We start from the raw sequence: 17,297 nt of genomic DNA on the forward strand, positions 1-17,297 counted from the left end.
ATGATGCTAAAACTATCTTAGCGCCTATGGGGTCAAGCCCGGGACGACGGCGGAGGGTGGCGTGGACATCACTCATCTCATTCGCAATCGATGCAACGCGCAGCCCCCGCACGACGCTCACTTCGCCGCCACGAAGAAGAAATCCTCGCGTCCCGGCGGCGAGCCGTAGGTGAAGGGCTGCTGGCGCTGCTTGGTCGCCGCCCAGACGTCGTCGCGGACGATGTCGAACAGCTTGCGCACCTCGAGGCGCGGCTCCTTGATGGTGCGGGCGAGCGCGGTCGCGAACGGGCTGTTGCCGTTCTCGCCGTCGAGCGCGGTGGCGCCGTGCTTGGCGGCGTAGACCACCATCATGCCGGCGCCGGGCTCGATGTTGGAGAAGCCCTTGTCGACGAGCTTCAAGGCCAGCGTCTGCTTCATGCCAGGCGCAAACGGGTTGTCGCGGCAGGCATCGAGGATGACGAGCCGCAGCTTGCGCGCGGCGCCGACCGCGGCCAGCACCTGCTCCAGTGCGACCGCCTCGGTCTCGGCATCCTTGTCGGCGGCGAGCTTCGCATCAACAGGCACGAGATAGTTGACCCCGCCGATCTCGAAGCCGTGCCCGGCATAATAGACCACGGCCCAATCGGCCTTCTCGGCCTCGGCCTCGAAGCTGCGCAGCGCAGCGAAGAACTTGTCGCGCGACAGATCATTGGCGAGCATGACCGACTGGAAGCCGAGCCCGCGCAGGGTGTCGGCGATCAGCCTGGCGTCGCGCGGCGGGTTGGGCAACACGTGCACCGACTTGTAGTCGCCATTGCCGATCACGAGCGCGACCCGGCGCACCGTCGCCGACGCCCCCGGCCCTTGCGGACTCAGCGCCGCAAGCCGGTCCCGCGCCAACTTGCGCGCATTGGCGACGTCGATCTCGTCGAACGGCATCAGCGCGAACGCCGCCGAGCGATAGTCCGCGCGCGCCTGGGCGAGATCCCGCCTGCGCTCGAACAGCTGGCCGCGATCGGCATGGGCGCGGACATTGTTGGGGTTGAAGGCGAGCACCGTGTTGAGGTCCTTCAGCGCGGCGTCGAGATCGCCCTTGGCGAGAGAGGCCTCGGCCCGCGCGCACAATGCCCCCTGATGTTTCGGGCTCCTGGCGAGCACCGTGTTGCAGGCCGCGAAGGCATCGTCGAACCGGCCCATCGCGGTCAGCGTCTCACAGCGGTGGAACGGCGCGGTCGTCGCCTCGGAATCGATCTTGCCGGCTTCGTCGAAATCGGACAACGCGCCGTCAAAGTCCTTCATCAGGGTTCGCACGTGACCGCGGTTGGAATAGGCCACATACATCTTCGGCGCGTAGCGGACGGCCGCGTTGAAATCGTCAAGCGCGCTCTGCAGCGCGCCGTGGCGCAGCTGGATCGTGCCCCGGTTGTTGTAGGGAGCGGCGAACGTCGGCCGCTTCTGAAGGGCGAGGTTGTAGTCGGCGACGGCGAGGTCATCCTCGCCCTTGCGCTGATGGACGATGCCGCGGCGATCGACCAGATAGGCATTGTCGGGGTCGGCGGCGATGGCGGCCGTAAACGTCTCGATCGCCTTGTCGAAATCGAGCTTCGTCATCGCCGCACTTGCGCTCACATCGAGCGCCATCGCGAGGTCCTTGCCGGTCAGGCCGCCGCGGGAGATCAGCCGTTCGCACGCCTCCACCCGCGCCTTGGGCTGGATGCTGGCATTGGAGTTGATGCTGGTATCGGCCGGCCGGGTGCGGCAGGTGACGAGGTCGTCGGTCAGCAGCGGACCGGCCGCAGCCGGCGTGGCGAAAGCAACCAGGAGCAGCAACGAGGCAAGTCGGGGCATGTGCGCGGCGAATCTCGAATGGAGCTGGCGGGACATCGATTGGTCGAACGAACTGCGCTCCGGTTCGAGCCGGGCCAGCGGGCCCGGCAGCGCGGCCCGCCGCGGGGGACCGGGCGGCGTTCACGCAGTCGTGTGGCCGCTCCCGTAACGCCGCCGGGGATGCAACGTATCTTGCGACAGAGGCCCGGCCGGGCCAGTGTTTCGGCCGGCGAAATGAGACACAGATAACCCAAACCGAGGATCGAACATGCGCCTCACCCGCTCCCTTTTCCTGAAGACGGCCGTGCTCGGCGCCATCGCCGCCGCCGGCATCCTGGCGTGGCAGCCCCTCCATGCCGCCGAGGAGGCGGTGGTGATTCCGCCGCCGGCGCAGGATCAGCCGGCGTCCGACGGGCTCGAGACCGCGGTGGTGGCCGGCGGCTGCTTCTGGGGCGTCCAGGGCGTCTACCAGCACACCGCCGGCGTCGTCAGCGCGGTGTCCGGCTATGCCGGCGGCACCAAGGCGACGGCCGACTACCGCACGGTGTCGAGCGGCAGCACGGGGCATGCGGAGTCGGTGCAGATCAAATACGACCCGAAGAAGATCTCCTACGGCAAGATCCTGCAGATCTTCTTCTCCGTCGTGCACGATCCGACCCAGCTGAACCGCCAGGGCCCGGACTCTGGCCCGCAATATCGCTCGGCGATCTTCACCACCTCGGAGGCGCAGAAGAAGGTCGCAGAGGCCTATATCGCCCAGCTCGACAAGGCCAAGCTGTTCGGCAAGCCGATCGTCACCAAGGTCGGCAAGCTCGAGGCGTTCTACCCGGCCGAGGACTATCACCAGGACTACCTGACGCTGCACCCGAGCCAGCCCTATATTGCCTATAACGACCTGCCGAAGATCGACAATCTCAAGAAGATCTTCGCCGAGAACTACATCGAGAAGCCGACGCTGGTCGGCAACGCCAAAGCCACCAACTGAGGCGATCGACCGGAACCGACGCGCACAATGACAGGGGCGGACCATTCGGGTCCGCCGGAGGGATGAAGAATGAGCGACACCAAGACGAGCGACAAGGTCGTGAAGAGCGAGGCGGAGTGGCGCAAGGAGCTGTCGCCGATGCAATACGCCGTGCTGCGCGAGAAGGCGACGGAGCGTCCGTTCTCCGGCGAGTACGAGCATGAGCATCGCGCGGGCACCTATATCTGCGCCGGCTGCGGGCAGACCCTGTTCGAATCCGACGCCAAGTTCGATTCCGGCTGCGGCTGGCCGAGCTTCACCCAGCCGGCCAAGGAGAGCCATATCGACGAGGAGACCGACACCACCCACGGCATGGTCCGGACCGAGGTGCTGTGTTCGAAATGTTCGGGTCATCTCGGGCACGTCTTCCCGGACGGTCCGGGGCCGACCGGACTGCGCTACTGCATCAACTCGGCGGCGCTGAAGCTGAAGCCGCGCTGAGGTGCACCTGGTTCCTCCCGGCGCCGCTCATCGGGCGGTACCGGGGGGCCACCAGGCCCCGAGCCGCCGCTTCGGGGCGGTCAAAATCGGTCACAATGCGCGAGATTTTCGCCGTGCGCAGCGGCCTCTCCTGCATTCACAAGTTGCAGATCAATTAAGTTGTTGAAAAAATAGGATATTTCATCAGAGCCCGAAGCAGGCCAGATTTACGATGTGAGCCGGCAGGATTCGCATTTCTGTCAAATCGGCCTATATTAGGGGCCGTAACTGACATGCAGGGCCGGGCCGCCTGGAGCGGCAAAATACCGCCCTCCACCCCCGCAAACGCTGGCGCGATTGCCAAGCTGGATCGTTCGAAAGCTCGCGTCAGCGTTCTAAGCCGACAAGAAGAGGTCTCAGACCATGCGTCCACTGCGTCCGTTCAACTTCAACACCTCTGCCGAACTGTTTCCCGCCGCCATTCGCAAGAAGAAGCGGGCGGGCTTTGCCTATCGGCGGTTCGGCACCGCGGCTGAGGCCGTGCGCTTCGCCATGGAGGAGTTGCCCGCGGATTCGCTGAATGGCGCCTATCTGCAGGTCGAGGAAGCCCGGTTCGACCAGAACGGCATCCGCACCCTGTATGAGAGCGAGGCATTTCCGCTGCCGCGCCGCGCCGTCGAGGACAAGGCGCCCGACGCCGATGCCGCCTGACGGCCGCCAGACCATCAGACGACACCCTGCCCCGCCTCGAGCGGGGCAGTTTTTTTCTGGGGCCCTTTTAATATTAGCTTCTGGCGCTCGTTACCGGGGCTGGGTATCCAGCCACCGCCTCAGGATCTTGGCGTTGCGCATGTTGGCGCGGAACAGCACGTCGAACGCGTCACCCGCGATCGGGACCATGCCGATGACGCCCTCGACCGCGACGTTGCCGAGCATGCGGGTGATGACGTGCCAGGGCGCGCCGAGCGCACGGGCCTCGCGCACCAGCCACAGCGACAGCGCAGTCGCGATGAGGTCGCCGACCACCGGGATCAGGCCAATGATGCCGTCGAGGCCGTAGCGGATGTTCGTGCCGGGCACGACGAAGGCGACGTCGAGCAGCTTCGCCACCGCCTCGAGCCGGGCAATGCGCTGCTCGCGGGTCAGGTTGCCGAACGGATTGGCGGTGTTGAAGTCGAAGCGCACCCCGCCGGGTCCGACGAAGGCGCCATTGAACGAGGACTGGAACGGCCCGTGCGGAATCTCGCGCCCGTCCTGGTCGATGACCGGACCACGTGCCTCGTTGGCGTCGAATTGCGCCTGGGAGGCGCGCCCGGACGCGCGACGGGACGAGGTCGGAATGTGATCTTGCATACCCATCACATAGAAACGCACAGGCCCGGGCACAAGTTGCGTCGGATCGTCGCCGGAATCGGGCTATCGGCCCCTGGCGCCGGTCGGGGTCAGCCCGAAGCGGCGCCTGAAGCAGCGGTTGAAGTAGGACAGGTCGTTGAAGCCGCAGGCAAACGCAATATCGCTGATACGACCTCCGCCCGCCAACATGTCCATCGCCTTGCGCAGGCGCAACTCGTTCAGCCGGGCGGAGAAGCCCGCCCCGGCCTCGTAGAGCAGGTCGTTGACGTAGCGCTCCGACAGGCCGGCGGCGGTCGCGAGCTTCTGCGCCGAAAAGTCCGGCTCGGCAAAGCGCGCGTTCAGGATCGCGAGCACGCCGGTCAGGCGAACGCTGCGCAGCCCCCCGCGCCGGGCCTTGAGCGCGACCTCGCCGCGCACGCCGAGGCCCAGGGCGACCAGGTCGAGCAGGTGCTGGGCGACGGCCGTGCCCGCTTCGTCGGCCGCGGCGGGCCGGGCGAGCAGCAGCTCGCTATAGTCCATGGCAAGCGAAAGCGCCCCGCCCGGCTCCAATTCCTGTCCGACCAGATCGTCGACATCAGGCACCATCGATCGCAACGTCATCATCGGCAGGTGCACGTTGACGAAGCGCTTGTGGCTCGCACCGTCGGCGCTGAAGAACGGCTCGTCGAGCTTGAGCAGCACCATGGCGCCCGGCCGAAGCACGAATTCGCGTCCGCGATGAACGACCATCGCCTCACGGCTGCCGGCGTTGCGCGCCAGGCAGTAACGGTCGTCATTGGTCGCGAGGACCTGGCGCCGCTCGCGTCTGACACGGGTGAAGGTACCGTCGCAACGGCCGAGCAACGTCGTGCCGATATGGATCGCGTTCATTGCGGCGCGAAATGGCACGTCCTCGGCGGGATCAAGTTCACCGGTGTTGGAGAAGTGCTCGAACAATTCGGCAAAGCACAAGAAGCGCTGCCTGTCGTCGAGCGCTTTCGGCAGCATGTCGGTCGACAGCACTTTCCTGACAATGGTCATCGAAATCGGACCCGGAAATGCGAAAACTCAAAATCAACGCAGTCATTGTGGCAGCAGCGGGATGAACCGCGGCTGAAGTCCAGGGAGCGTCGGGATGGCAGAGGAGAGCGCCGATCAGTCCAAATCGTTCGCCCGTTGATGCCGATTAGTCCAAGACAGCGCCAACCGGTTCAACTAGCGATGCGGACGGACGCACGCCAACGTGCGCTGCGGCCTCCACCTTCCACGTCGAACGACCATGAGTGCGAGGAGAGATCGAAAATGACCATGTCTTCCGCGACTCGCAAGCTCGGCGCAGGCGCCGCTTTGGCGGCCTGTCTAGGGATCGGCTATGCGCTGGGGGCTCAGCCGCACATGACCGAGACCATTGCCCTCCTGCAATCCGCGCGGGCCGAGCTGGCGCAGGCGACCCCGAACAAGGGCGGACATCGCGAGCGCGCGATGGGACTGATCGATCAGGCCATTGGCGAGGTGCGCGCCGGCATCGCCTTCGCCGCCGGCGGTTAGCTCATTCAGCTTCAGGGAGATCATCGATGCGGACCATTCTCACCAGCGCCCTGCTGATGGCGGCGATGAGCGCCAGCGCATCCGCGCTGCCGCTGGCCTCGATCCAATCCCGGCCGGAGCCGGCCGTCATTCAGGTGGCGGGCGGGTGCGGCCCGGGCTGGCACCGCGGGCCCTATGGCGGCTGCCTGCGCAACTTCGCCAATCCGGCAGCCCACGCCTGCCCGCGCGGCTTTCACATCGGCCCGGGCGGCCGCTGCCGCGGCAACGGCCGATAGGCCCCCATGCGCGCCTACGCCGCTGGCGGCTCGGTGACGACCGCCGGCGGCGTCTCGTCGACATAGATGTGCACCAGCCAGGACGACACCGTCGCCGGAATGAAGCCGACCAGGCCGTACAGGATCCATTGGACGGCCCCGTTTTCCGAGCCGTGCGATGCATAGTTGAAGCCGGCGAGCAGGAAGGCGATGCCGCCCACGATCAGCATCCGCGCAACCGGCGGGATGCGCCGGACGTGGAACAGGATGTCATCGATCGCGCACATCATCAGCGCCGGCAGGAAGCCGAACAGATAGCTGAACTGCAGCGAGGTGACGAACACCTTGAACAGCTTGGCGACCTCACCCGGATTCGTATCGGTCCAGTAGCCGGACATGTAGGTGGTGACCAGCAGCAGCGCGAACCCGCCGAGCGCCGGCCCGACGGCAACGAAGATCAGATATCGCTTCATGCCAAACCTCCTGGCTCGCCGATCAGGCAAGCGCACAAAGCGCGTGCCGACTGCTCAGTCCCCCCACACCGCAAAGGCGTCGTTGAAGGCGCGCTCGCCGGGGGCTCCCTTCTCGATCGCGATGATCGCCCGGCGCTGGTTGCTGTAGACCAGGGGAACGTCGAACCAGGAACGCTCCTTCAGGAGCTGCACGTTGCGGGTCCGGTCGGCGTCGACATTGGACAGGCCGACCAGGAAGAAGCCGTCGGTGACCTTGACCGCGAGGCCGGCCAGCGGCGTGCCGCGCGCCTGCTCGTTGGATTTCATCAGGATGCCCGGCACGTTGCCGACGCCGCCGCCGGTGAAATCCTGCGGCAGGATGAAGGTCAGCTCGGCGGTGTGGCTCGCCGGCAGCGAGGTATCCGTGTTGCGGCGGAACGACATCGTCATCTTGAACTTGCGATCCGGAATGTCGATGTCGGCGCGCACAGCGATGTCGGCCTTCTGCGTGCCCGTGGCCTTGATCTGCTCAGTGCGCCAGACCACCGAGCCGAGATATTGCTTGCCTTTCGGGTCGGCCGGATCCTCGTCATAGAGCACGACCTTCTGGGCCACCGGCGCAATCTGGTCCGAGGATGGCGATTGGCCGACGCGGTCGGTGATCTTCGGCTTGCTCAACGGCGCGCCGGTGTCCTTGGGCGCCTCGACCGTCGAGGACGATTTGAACAGGCCCGTGACGGCGCCGACCAGCGGCCGGCCCCACAGAATTCCGGCGCCGATCAGAATCAGCACGATGCCGGCGGCAATCGCGGCCTTGAACGGGAACGTCGAGCCGGATCGCTCCGGCTTCTTCTTGGCCTCGCGCTCCGCCGCGGCCCGCGGACGGGTCGAGGTGGCCGGCACCGAGTATCGTTCGGCCTCCTGGACCGATTCGTCGTAGGAATAAGGTGCCTCGGGCAATGGTGGACGATCATCGTCGTCCTCGAGCCGGTCGAGGTCGGTCGCCGGAACATTGGCGTAGGTCTTGCGCGCGGCACGATTGGCCTGGGCGGTGGCCTTGCCGAGATCATCGACATCGGCGGTGATGTCGCGGAAACCGCGCATCGACGGCGTCGACGCAGCGGGGATGTTGTTGTCCTGGCCCCGTCGCGGAGCAGCCGGACGCTCGCGTAACTGCGGTGCATCCGGGGCTGCGGCCTGGGCCGGCTGCGGCCGCGGCGGCGTGGCGGGTGCTGCGGCTGCAGGAGGCGGCTCGGCTGGCCGTGGGGAGCGGGCTGGACGGGCCTCTGCCGGCTCGGCACCGAGTGGCGGACGCTCGTTGCGAGGAGCGGGAGGTGCAGCAGCCGGTCGCGGCCGCGGGGCGGGAGCCGCCGCCGGATCGGACGTCGCCCCGGGCTGAGCCGCGGGCGTGGCCGGAGCCTCCGGATTGCGCGCGCCGGCCCGGCGCAGCGCATCGCCCGGACGGGCAGCGCCGCCCGACGCCCGCTGCGCATCGCGGGCGCGCTGGGCCGCTTCAGCCTCGACCTTGCGGACCGCCTCCTCGAGCGACAGCCGCTCGCGCGTGATCTCGGATTCGCTGAGCGGCGGCTGCACGCTGCGCAACTGCGCGATCAGCGCCGCGCGAGCCCGCTCGTAAAGCGCGCGCCGGCTTTCGCCGGGAGCGTTGGGGTCCAATCCGGCAATGGCACGGGCTATCAGCGGGTAGTAGTCGGCCATATCAACTCAATTCGCGGGCTTCGCTGTCGGGTCCCTTCACGCCTCGAAAGGATTCTGGACCAGAATAGTATCCTCGCGTTCGGGGCTCGTGGAAAGCAGCGCAATTGGGCAACCCACCAGTTCCTCGATGCGCCGGACGTATTTGATGGCCTGGGCCGGCAGGTCGGCCCAGGAGCGCGCGTTCGCCGTCGGCTGCTTCCAGCCTTCGATGGTCTCATAGATCGGCTCGACCCGGGCCTGTGCGCCCTCGCCTGCCGGGAAATGATCGATCTCCTTGCCGTCCAGCCGATAGCCGGTGCAGACCTCGATCGTGTCGAAACCGTCGAGAATGTCCAGCTTGGTCAGTGCAAGACCGTTAATGCCGCAGGTCCGCACGGCCTGGCGAACCAGCACCGCGTCGAACCAGCCGCACCGACGCGGCCGGCCGGTGTTCGTTCCGAATTCCCGGCCCCGCTCGCCGATCTTGCGGCCGGTCTCGTTGTCCTGCTCGGTGGGAAAAGGTCCCTGCCCGACCCGGGTCGTGTAGGCCTTGCACAGGCCGAGCACGTAGCCGATCGCGCCCGGTCCGAGGCCGGCGCCGGTCGCGGCCTGCGCGGCCACCGTGTTGGACGAGGTCACATAGGGGTAGGTGCCGTGATCGACGTCGAGCAGCGCGCCCTGGGCGCCTTCGAACAGCATGCGCTTGCCCTCGCGGCGCTTGATGTCGAGCAGGCGCCAGACCGTTTCCGCATAGGGCAGCAGCTTCGGCGCAAAGGCGGTCAGCTCGCGCAGGATCTGCTGGCCGTCGATCTGCTCGAGACCGAGGCCGCGGCGGAGCGCGTTGTGATGGGCGAGCAGGCGATCGATCTTGTGCGGCAGCGTATCGAGATCGGCGAGGTCCATCAGGCGGATCGCACGGCGGCCGACCTTGTCCTCATAGGCCGGGCCGATGCCGCGGCGGGTGGTGCCGATCGCGGTGGCAGCGCTGGCGGATTCGCGCAGCGCGTCGAGCTCACGGTGCAGCGGCAGGATCAGGGTGACGTTCTCGGCGACGCGGAGATTGTCCGGGCTGATGGCAACGCCCTGTGATTGCAGCTTGCTGACCTCGTCAAGAAAGGCCTGGGGATCGAACACGACGCCATTGCCGATCACCGACAGCTTGCCGGAGCGCAGCACGCCGGACGGCAGCAGCGCCAGCTTGTAGGTCGCACCGTTGATGACGAGGGTGTGGCCGGCGTTATGGCCGCCCTGGAAGCGCACGACGATGTCGGCCTGCTCCGAAAGCCAGTCGACGATCTTGCCCTTCCCCTCGTCACCCCATTGGGCGCCGACGACGACGACGTTAGCCATGCGCAGCTCTTTCCTCTGCCAAGATCCAAAACAGCACGATCGGCTCTACGAATATCGCTTCCGATGAAGGGCCAGCCTGGCCAATCATGCGCCCAGCCCAAATCGCGGCCGGGACCGCTCGCTTGCGAGGCGACCCACCGGATAAAGGAAGCCGCCGGGCTAGGCAAGCAAGAACGGGCCTTCGGAGCACACAACAGCGCCACCAAGCCTTTGATAAGCCCCAAAATTTCATGCCGCCCCGGCTGCGGATCGGGCGGCCCGGCCATCCGCTTCTGGCGGCGCATTGATCCGGGCATGCCCATTCAGCACTGGAACGGCGGCGAATCTGCGATCGAAGCTGCAACCCCGGCAGCCCCGGCTGCTCGCTTCAGCACCGCGCTGTCAGGTCCGGATACAGCCGTCGACAACCTCGATGATACGATCGCAGCGCCGCGCCAGATCGAGGTTGTGGGTGACCAGCAGGAAGCTGGTGCCGACATCCCGGTTCACCTGCCGCATCAGATCGAACACGGCCTCCGCCGACTTGGTGTCGAGGTTGCCGGTCGGCTCGTCCGCCAGCACCAGATCGGGGTTCATCGCCAGCGCCCGCGCCACTGCGACGCGCTGCTGCTGGCCGCCCGACATGTTGGTCGCGAGGTTGTCGGCAAATTTCGCCAGACCGACCTGGTCGAGAAGCCGGCCTGCCCGGGCCTCGATCTCCGGACTCGGAAAGCCGCGATCGACCAGCAGCGGCATCATCACGTTCTCCTTGGCCGTGAAGGCGGAGATCAGAAGATGAGACTGGAAGATGAAGCCGATCGTGTGCCCGCGGAGATGAGTGAGCTCGGTATCGCTGAGCGCGGCGGTGTCCTGGCCCTTGATCGTCAGCCGGCCGGAGGTCGGCCGGTCGAGCAGGCCGACGATGTTGAGCAACGTGCTCTTGCCCGAGCCGGACGGACCGATCAGCGCAACGAACTCTCCGCTGTCGACCTCCAAATCGATGTCATGCAGCACCTCGGTCTCGTTCGGCAGACCGACATTGTAGGCCTTGCAGACCTTCTCCAGGCGCAACAGGGCCTCAGCCACGGATCGCCACCACAGGATCGAGCTTGGCCGCGCGCAACGCCGGCGCGGTGGCTGCGAGCAGGCCCGTCACGGTCGCGAGCAGCGCCGTGATCACGAACAGCCGGCGCTCGAGGATCAAGGGAAACAATTCCGAGCCGTCAGCCTGGCGCTGCACGGCATGCCAATACATCAGAGCCCCCGCGCCCAACGCGGCGCCGAACAGCGAGCCGATGAAGCCGAGCATCCCGCCCTGCAGCAGGAACACGCGCAGGATCCGCCCGCGCGAGGTGCCCATCGCCCTGAGGATGCCGATCTCCTTAGAGCGCTGGATCACCGAAACGATCAGCACGGCGGCGATGCCGAACGCGACCGAGAGCCCGACGAACACCCGGATCAGGGTGTTGGACGTCTCCTGCGCGCGTACCGCCGTGAAGAACTGCGAATTGGTCTTGATCCAGCTGTCGGCCTTGACGAGATTGGCCGCCTGGATGCGCTGCGCGATGTCCTCTGCCGCGTAGATGTCGTGCACGGTGATGTCGATCGTGGTGACGCCGCCGACCATGCCGAGCAGCGACTGCGCGGTACGCAGCGCGACATAGGCCGCGCGCTGATTGACGCCCTTGTTGCCGAGGTCGACGAGGCCGGCCACCGTCAAGACACGGTTGGCGCCGGAGGCCGCCTGGACGTTGAGCTTGTCGCCGACGACGGCGCCAAGGTCCCTGGCCAGTTCGGTGCCGATGATGATGGTCTCGCTGGTCAAACGCGGCTCGCCGGCCACGATGTAGTCCGGCACCTTCACGATGGTGAAATAGCTTTCCGGCTCGATGCCGGACAGCGTCACCGCACGGCTGGCGTCGCCACGAATCGCAAGGGCGGAGCCCGAGATGGTCGGCGACACCGCAGCGACCTCCGGCATCGCCAGCATCTGGTCGCGGATCTTGGGCCACTGGTCGATCGAGATCACGCGCTGGCTCGGACGCTGCACAATGGCGTCCTCGATGACGCCATTGCCGTTCCGCAGCGGACGCGCGACCTGGTCCGGCGTGAGCAATTGAATCTGCGGCTGCGACGTCAGCACGCGCTTGATGAAATTCGCCTCGAGGCCTGCCAGCATCGCCGACATGAACACGATGACGGCAACGCCGATCGCGATGCCGACGATGATGAACAGAGTCTGCAGCCGGCCCTCGCGCAGGAAGCGCACCGCCGCGATCCACTCGAACGGAATCCAGCGATTCACGGCAGCACCGGACGCAAGCGCTGGCCGGTCACGACACCGGAATTGGCAGGCGCCGCAACGTCGCCGGCGCTCAAGCCATCAACGATCTCCACATGGCTATTGCCGCGGATGCCGACGCGCACCGGCTGCTTGACGGCGCGCCCGTCCTTGACGCCGAGCACCCAGGGCCGTCCCGAGGTGAGATCATGAACCGAGCGCACCGGCAGCTCCAGCGCATCCTTGCGCGAGGCGACCTCGATATCGACCGACACCGTCATGTCCTGGCGCAGATAGTCCGGCGGATCCTTCACCGTCAGCTTGACCTGCACCGAGGCGCGCGAGATGTCGACGCCGGGATTGATGTAGCTGACGACCGCGGCGAAGCGGCGGTCGGGATAGGCGTCGGCCGAGGCCAGCGCGGTCTGCCCCAGCGCCAGCTTGCCCAGATTGCGCTCGTCGATCTGCAGCACCAATTGGACATCCCCCGCGGGTGCCAGCACCAGCAGCGCCTTGCCGGCCTGTGCCACGGTGCCCTTCTCGACATTGCGCGTGATCAGCACGCCGTCGCGGGGGGCCGAGATGGTCGCGTAGCCCAGCCGCGACTGCGCGGTGTCGAGATTGGCAGCTGCCTGGTTCAGCTGCGTCTCGGCCATGACGTAGTCGCTGCCGCCGGGGCTCGCCGTGAAGACCTGGAACTCGGCTGCACGCTTCTGTGCCAGCGCGACGTCGAGCGTCTTCTGCGCCTCGTCGAGCGCCGCCCGCGTCGCGTAGCCATTGTTTGTCAGTTGCGAGGTGCGGTCATAGGTCTGCTGCGCATTGAGCAAGGTCGCCTGGGCCTGGCGCAGCGCTTCCTTCGCCGAGGGCAGGGTCAGCTCGGCGAGCTGCCGCATCCGCGCCTCGGCCTGCGCCACCTGCCCCTGGGCCTGCACCACCGCGGCCTTCAGCTCGCGCGCTTCGAGCGAGATCAGCGGCTGGCCCTTGATGACCCGCTGGCCCTCAAGCACCAGGACGTCCTCGACGGTGCCGGTGATCTGGCTGCCGATCTCGACGCGAAACGGCGTTTCGACATGGCCGCTGACGACGACCGTCTCGACCAGATCGCCGCGCTGAACCTGATCGACCACGATGGCTGGGCCAAGCATGACGCGGACGCTCTGCCAGCCGCCGAGACCCAGCAGCGCCACCACGGCAAGCGCGAACCAGCGATGCGCCCAGAGCGTCGACCACGCGGTATGAACAAGGCTTGTCCTGGTGCGGGGTGCCGGAGCTGCGGCTTGATCGGCCATGGTCGTCAATACAGAACCCTTCGATACGGAGGGAGCCCGGCGACAGGCCGGAACCATCCTTCACGGAATGATGACGCGGCCGCCAGCCCGCGGCGCGCTGCAGGCAAGCTAAGTGATCGTGGCTGCGGGGATGTTGCGCTAGGTCAACCGCGGCGCGATCGTTCATGCAAATCAAACGGGGTCGCCATGACACGCGATCCACGAACATGAACGGGCGCATGTGAGCACTGATAGCACCCCCGGCCTGCACCGGTTCTGGCGCCTCTCGCCTTCACAGGCGAGCGAGGCCCTCGGCTGCGGCCTCGACGGCCTCACCGAGGCCGATGCTGAACGACGGCTGCAGCGCTACGGGCACAATGCCGACTCGCCGTCGCATGTCGTGGGTCCGCTGCGTGCCGTGCTCCGCCGTCTGCTCGAACCGCTGTCGTTGATCCTTTTGGTGGCCGGCATCATCTCGATGGTGACCGGAGACGAGATCGGCGGCGCGATCATCGTTCTCATCCTCACGCTGTCGATCGGGCTCGACACGGTTCAGGAGGGGCATGCCGTCAAGGCCGCCGAAGAGCTGCGCCGCTCGGTCGCCCTGAAAGCCGAGGTCAAGCGCGATGGCGCCTATCGTGAAATCGACGTCGACGCGGTCGTGCCCGGAGACCTGCTGCGGGTCCGCGCCGGCGACATCGTCCCTGCCGACGCACTGATCATCGAGAGCAAAGCGTTCACCGCCGGCGAGGCTGCGCTTACCGGCGAGCCTTATCCCGTGACGAAACAGGCCAGCCTTCCGAGCGATGAAAACGACACGTCGAATGCGCTGTTCCGGGGCTCGGTGGCGCAGACCGGCGAAGCCGTCGCCATCGTGGTCAATACCGGGCCGAACACGATGTTTGGCGCGGCAGCCTCGGCGCTCGCCGAAACGCAAGGGCGCACGCCGTTCGAGCGCGACCTTCATGAGTTCGGCCTCGTCATCGCGCGGCTTACGTTGGCGCTGGTCGTCATCGTGCTCGCCGTCCGCGTCGTGTTCGGCCGCCCCGTGCTCGACTCGCTGCTGTTCTCGGTCGCGCTCGCGGTCGGATTGACGCCCGAACTGCTGCCGATGATCACGACCGTGACCTTGTCGCGCGGCGCGCTGCGCATGGCCAAGCGCAAGGTGATCGTGAAGCGGCTCGCTGCGATTCACGATCTCGGCGCCATGTCCGTGCTGTGCACCGACAAGACGGGAACGCTGACATCCGCCGAGATCACGCTGGCGCGCAGCGTCGCGCCCGACGGCAGCGATGCGAGCCGCCCGGGCGAGCTCGGCGCCATTGCGGCGACGCTGGGCGGCGACCGCGGCTCACTCGACACCGCCCTGATGGCCGGTGCCGCGCAGGCGGCTGCTGGATGGAGCCTGGGCGGACAGCAGGCCTTCGACTTCTCGCGCCGGCTCGGCTCCGTGCTGGCGATGCGCGGCGCCGACCAGATCCTGATCGTCAAGGGCGCGCCCGAAGCGGTGATCGTGCTGTGTACGCAGCAGCGGCGCGGCGAGACGATCGAGCCGATGGACGAGACTGCGCACGCAGCCGTGCGCGAGCATGTTCGCGTGCTCGCAAGTGAAGGCCTGCGCACCGTCGCGATCGCGTCAAAGCCCTGGAGCGGTGCGCCGCGCGAGATCGAGACCGATGACGAGCAGGAACTGATCTTCGAAGGACTATGCGCCTTCGCCGATCCGCCCAAGCCGACCGCGGCAGCCGCCATTGCGCAGCTGGCCCGCGCCGGCATCGCGCTGAAGATCCTGTCGGGCGACGATCCCGTCGTGGTCAAACGGCTGGCCGGCCTGGTCGGGCTGAAGGCCGACCGCGTGCTGTCGGGCAGCGACATCGCCGAGCTCAGCGACGACGCGCTCGCGGTGCAGGTGCGATCCGCCGACGCCTTCGGTCGGCTCGCGCCCGATCAGAAGTCGCGCATCGTCAAGGCGCTGCAGGCCTCGGGCGAGGTCGTCGGCTTCCTCGGCGACGGCATCAATGATGCCCCGGCGCTGAAGGCCGCCGACATCGGCCTGTCCGTCGACGGCGCCACCGGCGTCGCGCAGTCGGCCGCCGACATCATTCTGCTCGCGTCAGATCTCGACGTCGTTGCCGACGGCGTCGAAGAAGGCCGGCGCACCTTCGCCAATATCCTGAAATATGTCCGGATGGGCGCGAGCTCGAATGTCGGCAACATGCTGTCGATGGCCGCCGCATCGATGGTGCTGCCGTTCCTGCCGATGCTGCCGACGCAGATCCTGCTCAACAACCTGCTCTATGATCTGTCGGAGCTCGGCATTCCCTTCGACCGCGTGAGTCCGCAGGCCACGGCGCGGCCGCAGCGCTGGGACATGAAGCGGCTGATGCGCTTTGCCGCGATCATGGGTCCGTTGTCGTCCGTGTTCGACTTCCTGACCTTCGGCGCGCTGCTCTATCTGTTCCATGCGACCCCCGATGAGTTCCGCACGGCCTGGTTCCTCGAATCCATGGCGACCCAGATTCTCGTCATCTTCATCATCCGGACCAACGCGCGACCATGGAGCAACCGGGCGGATCCCATGCTGACGGCGTCGTCGCTGGTCGCGCTGGTCGTCGCGCTCGGCCTGCCCTTCACGCCGGCTGGCGCCTGGTTCGGCTTTGTCGTACCGCCCGTCATCGTGCTTGCCACCATCGCGGCGCTCGTCGTTGCCTATCTGGTCTGTGCCGAGGGGCTCAAATCGCTGGCCGTGCGATCCGGACGCCGGACGCAACGAGGCGGGGCGCCCCATAATGCGGGGCCTTGACGACGATCATCGCTGCATAGTCGCGATGCATCTGCCCTCTTGATAGGCAGCTGCATTTGGTGTCTGTCGAGAGCGCCGGGGAGGAACAGCGGCCTGGAGCGCCGGGCCGTTCGCCGCGGCGCACGAACCGGGACCAACACCGCCGCATGTCCGCCGCCGATCCCACCGCGTCCACCGCGCCCGCGCGCGCCTGGATCGCGAACCAGCCCTACGTGCTGCTCAGCATCACCGCATTGTGCTGGGCCGGCAACGCCATCGTCGGCCGGCTCGCCGCCGGCCACATCCCGCCGGTGACGTTGTCGTTCCTGCGCTGGTCGCTGGCGTTCCTGCTGATCCTGCCGCTGGCCTGGAAGCAGCTCCGCCAGGACTGGCCCGCCATCCGGTCGCGGCTCGGCATCATGATTGCGCTGTCGGTGACCGGCATCGGCGCCTTCAACACACTGCAATACTGGTCGCTCGAATACACCCAGGCCCTCAATACGCTGCTGCTGCAATCCGGCGGCCCGCTGATCGTCGCCCTATGGTCGCTGCTGCTGCTGCGCGTGCATCTCACCCTGGCGCAGGCGATCGGCATCATGCTGTCGATGGTCGGCGTGCTGCTCATCCTGACGCGCGGCCATCCAGCGGCGCTCGCCGACATCAGCTTCAACAAGGGCGACCTGATCTTCCTGGTCGCGATGGCGGTGTTCGGCTTCTACTCGGTGCTGACGATCAAGCGACCGCAGATCCATGGCCTGTCGATGGTCGCCTTCACCTTCGGATGCGGCGCGGCGAGCCTCATTCCGCTCCTGATCTGGGAGCTCAACACGCGCCCGGTGATGACGTTCGACACCCGGAACCTGCTGTCCCTGCTCTATGTCGCGATCTTTCCCTCGACCATCGCCTATCTCTGCTTCAATCGCGGCGTGCTGCTGATCGGCGCCAACCGCGCCGCGCCGTTCTTTCATGTCGTGCCGGTGTTCGGCTCGATCATGGCGTTCGTGTTCCTCGGCGAGCAGCCGCAGATCTTCCATGTGATCGGCTTCGCGCTGGTGCTGAGCGGCGTCTACGTCGCCTCGCGCAAGCAGGCCACGTGAGAGAGTCAC

At 66.8% G+C, this 17,297-nt stretch carries 16 protein-coding genes; 7 read left to right on the forward strand and 9 right to left on the reverse strand.

Features of this window, described 5'->3' with window-relative positions; all coding sequences use genetic code 11:
• Positions 1-117: 117 nt before the first annotated feature.
• A complete protein-coding gene (locus QQL87_RS29915) occupies positions 118-1,827 on the reverse strand; it encodes a caspase family protein (RefSeq protein WP_284422724.1) in 1,710 nt (569 codons plus the stop codon).
• Positions 1,828-2,074: 247 nt separating this feature from the next.
• Here QQL87_RS29915 and msrA point away from each other — a divergent pair, with 247 nt between their 5' ends.
• The 3 genes from msrA to QQL87_RS29930 all read left to right on the forward strand — a co-directional run bounded on the left by msrA (position 2,075) and on the right by QQL87_RS29930 (position 3,961).
• The gene (gene msrA, locus QQL87_RS29920; RefSeq protein WP_284422723.1) at positions 2,075-2,791 is read left to right on the forward strand and encodes a peptide-methionine (S)-S-oxide reductase MsrA; all 717 of its coding nucleotides are present in this window, start codon (positions 2,075-2,077) and stop codon (positions 2,789-2,791) included.
• 69 nt (positions 2,792-2,860) lie between these two features.
• Positions 2,861-3,271, forward strand: a complete 411-nt coding sequence (msrB, locus tag QQL87_RS29925; RefSeq protein WP_284422722.1) for a peptide-methionine (R)-S-oxide reductase MsrB — start codon at positions 2,861-2,863, stop codon at positions 3,269-3,271.
• 402 nt (positions 3,272-3,673) lie between these two features.
• Entirely contained in the window at positions 3,674-3,961 is a 288-nt protein-coding gene (locus QQL87_RS29930; RefSeq protein WP_172112344.1) for a hypothetical protein, read from the forward strand.
• 90 nt (positions 3,962-4,051) lie between these two features.
• On the opposite strand, the gene QQL87_RS29935 is transcribed toward QQL87_RS29930, so the two are convergent.
• Together QQL87_RS29935 and QQL87_RS29940 are read right to left on the reverse strand one after the other, a co-directional pair.
• Positions 4,052-4,603: a DUF4112 domain-containing protein gene (locus QQL87_RS29935; RefSeq protein WP_284422721.1), complete on the reverse strand. Its 552-nt coding sequence runs from the start codon at positions 4,601-4,603 to the stop codon at positions 4,052-4,054.
• Between the two features lie 63 nt (positions 4,604-4,666).
• Complete coding sequence (locus tag QQL87_RS29940) at positions 4,667-5,623, reverse strand: helix-turn-helix domain-containing protein (protein ID WP_284422720.1); 957 nt, start codon at positions 5,621-5,623, stop codon at positions 4,667-4,669.
• A 261-nt stretch (positions 5,624-5,884) separates the two neighbouring features.
• Between QQL87_RS29940 and QQL87_RS29945 the strand changes: the two genes are divergently transcribed.
• Together QQL87_RS29945 and QQL87_RS29950 are read left to right on the forward strand one after the other, a co-directional pair.
• The gene (locus QQL87_RS29945) at positions 5,885-6,130 is read left to right on the forward strand and encodes a hypothetical protein (RefSeq protein ID WP_284422719.1); all 246 of its coding nucleotides are present in this window, start codon (positions 5,885-5,887) and stop codon (positions 6,128-6,130) included.
• Positions 6,131-6,156: 26 nt separating this feature from the next.
• The gene (locus QQL87_RS29950) at positions 6,157-6,405 is read left to right on the forward strand and encodes a GCG_CRPN prefix-to-repeats domain-containing protein (protein ID WP_284422718.1); all 249 of its coding nucleotides are present in this window, start codon (positions 6,157-6,159) and stop codon (positions 6,403-6,405) included.
• Positions 6,406-6,419: 14 nt separating this feature from the next.
• On the opposite strand, the gene QQL87_RS29955 is transcribed toward QQL87_RS29950, so the two are convergent.
• The 6 genes from QQL87_RS29955 to QQL87_RS29980 form a co-directional block, all read right to left on the reverse strand.
• Positions 6,420-6,857 carry a DUF5413 family protein gene (locus tag QQL87_RS29955; RefSeq protein ID WP_284422717.1) on the reverse strand — a complete coding sequence of 146 codons (438 nt, stop codon included), beginning with the start codon at positions 6,855-6,857 and terminating at the stop codon, positions 6,420-6,422.
• A gap of 54 nt (positions 6,858-6,911) precedes the next feature.
• Positions 6,912-8,552 carry a hypothetical protein gene (locus tag QQL87_RS29960; RefSeq protein ID WP_284422716.1) on the reverse strand — a complete coding sequence of 547 codons (1,641 nt, stop codon included), beginning with the start codon at positions 8,550-8,552 and terminating at the stop codon, positions 6,912-6,914.
• Between the two features lie 36 nt (positions 8,553-8,588).
• Positions 8,589-9,881 carry an adenylosuccinate synthase gene (locus QQL87_RS29965; protein ID WP_284422715.1) on the reverse strand — a complete coding sequence of 431 codons (1,293 nt, stop codon included), beginning with the start codon at positions 9,879-9,881 and terminating at the stop codon, positions 8,589-8,591.
• 381 nt (positions 9,882-10,262) lie between these two features.
• Positions 10,263-10,946 (reverse strand): ABC transporter ATP-binding protein, encoded by a 684-nt coding sequence (locus tag QQL87_RS29970; RefSeq protein ID WP_284422714.1) that lies wholly within the window; start codon positions 10,944-10,946, stop codon positions 10,263-10,265.
• Positions 10,939-12,165 (reverse strand): ABC transporter permease, encoded by a 1,227-nt coding sequence (locus QQL87_RS29975; RefSeq protein ID WP_284422713.1) that lies wholly within the window; start codon positions 12,163-12,165, stop codon positions 10,939-10,941. Before QQL87_RS29975 ends, QQL87_RS29970 begins: the two co-directional genes overlap by 8 nt.
• Complete coding sequence (locus tag QQL87_RS29980; RefSeq protein ID WP_284422712.1) at positions 12,162-13,430, reverse strand: efflux RND transporter periplasmic adaptor subunit; 1,269 nt, start codon at positions 13,428-13,430, stop codon at positions 12,162-12,164. The genes QQL87_RS29975 and QQL87_RS29980 overlap by 4 nt, the downstream gene beginning before the upstream one ends.
• Positions 13,431-13,650: 220 nt before the next feature.
• Between QQL87_RS29980 and mgtA the strand changes: the two genes are divergently transcribed.
• Positions 13,651-16,212: a magnesium-translocating P-type ATPase gene (gene mgtA / locus QQL87_RS29985; protein ID WP_284422711.1), complete on the forward strand. Its 2,562-nt coding sequence runs from the start codon at positions 13,651-13,653 to the stop codon at positions 16,210-16,212.
• Between the two features lie 146 nt (positions 16,213-16,358).
• Complete coding sequence (locus tag QQL87_RS29990; RefSeq protein ID WP_284422710.1) at positions 16,359-17,288, forward strand: DMT family transporter; 930 nt, start codon at positions 16,359-16,361, stop codon at positions 17,286-17,288.
• Positions 17,289-17,297 lie beyond the last annotated feature (9 nt).

The organism is Bradyrhizobium sp. SSBR45G, from assembly GCF_030159255.1.
Classification (GTDB): Bacteria; Pseudomonadota; Alphaproteobacteria; order Rhizobiales; family Xanthobacteraceae; genus Bradyrhizobium.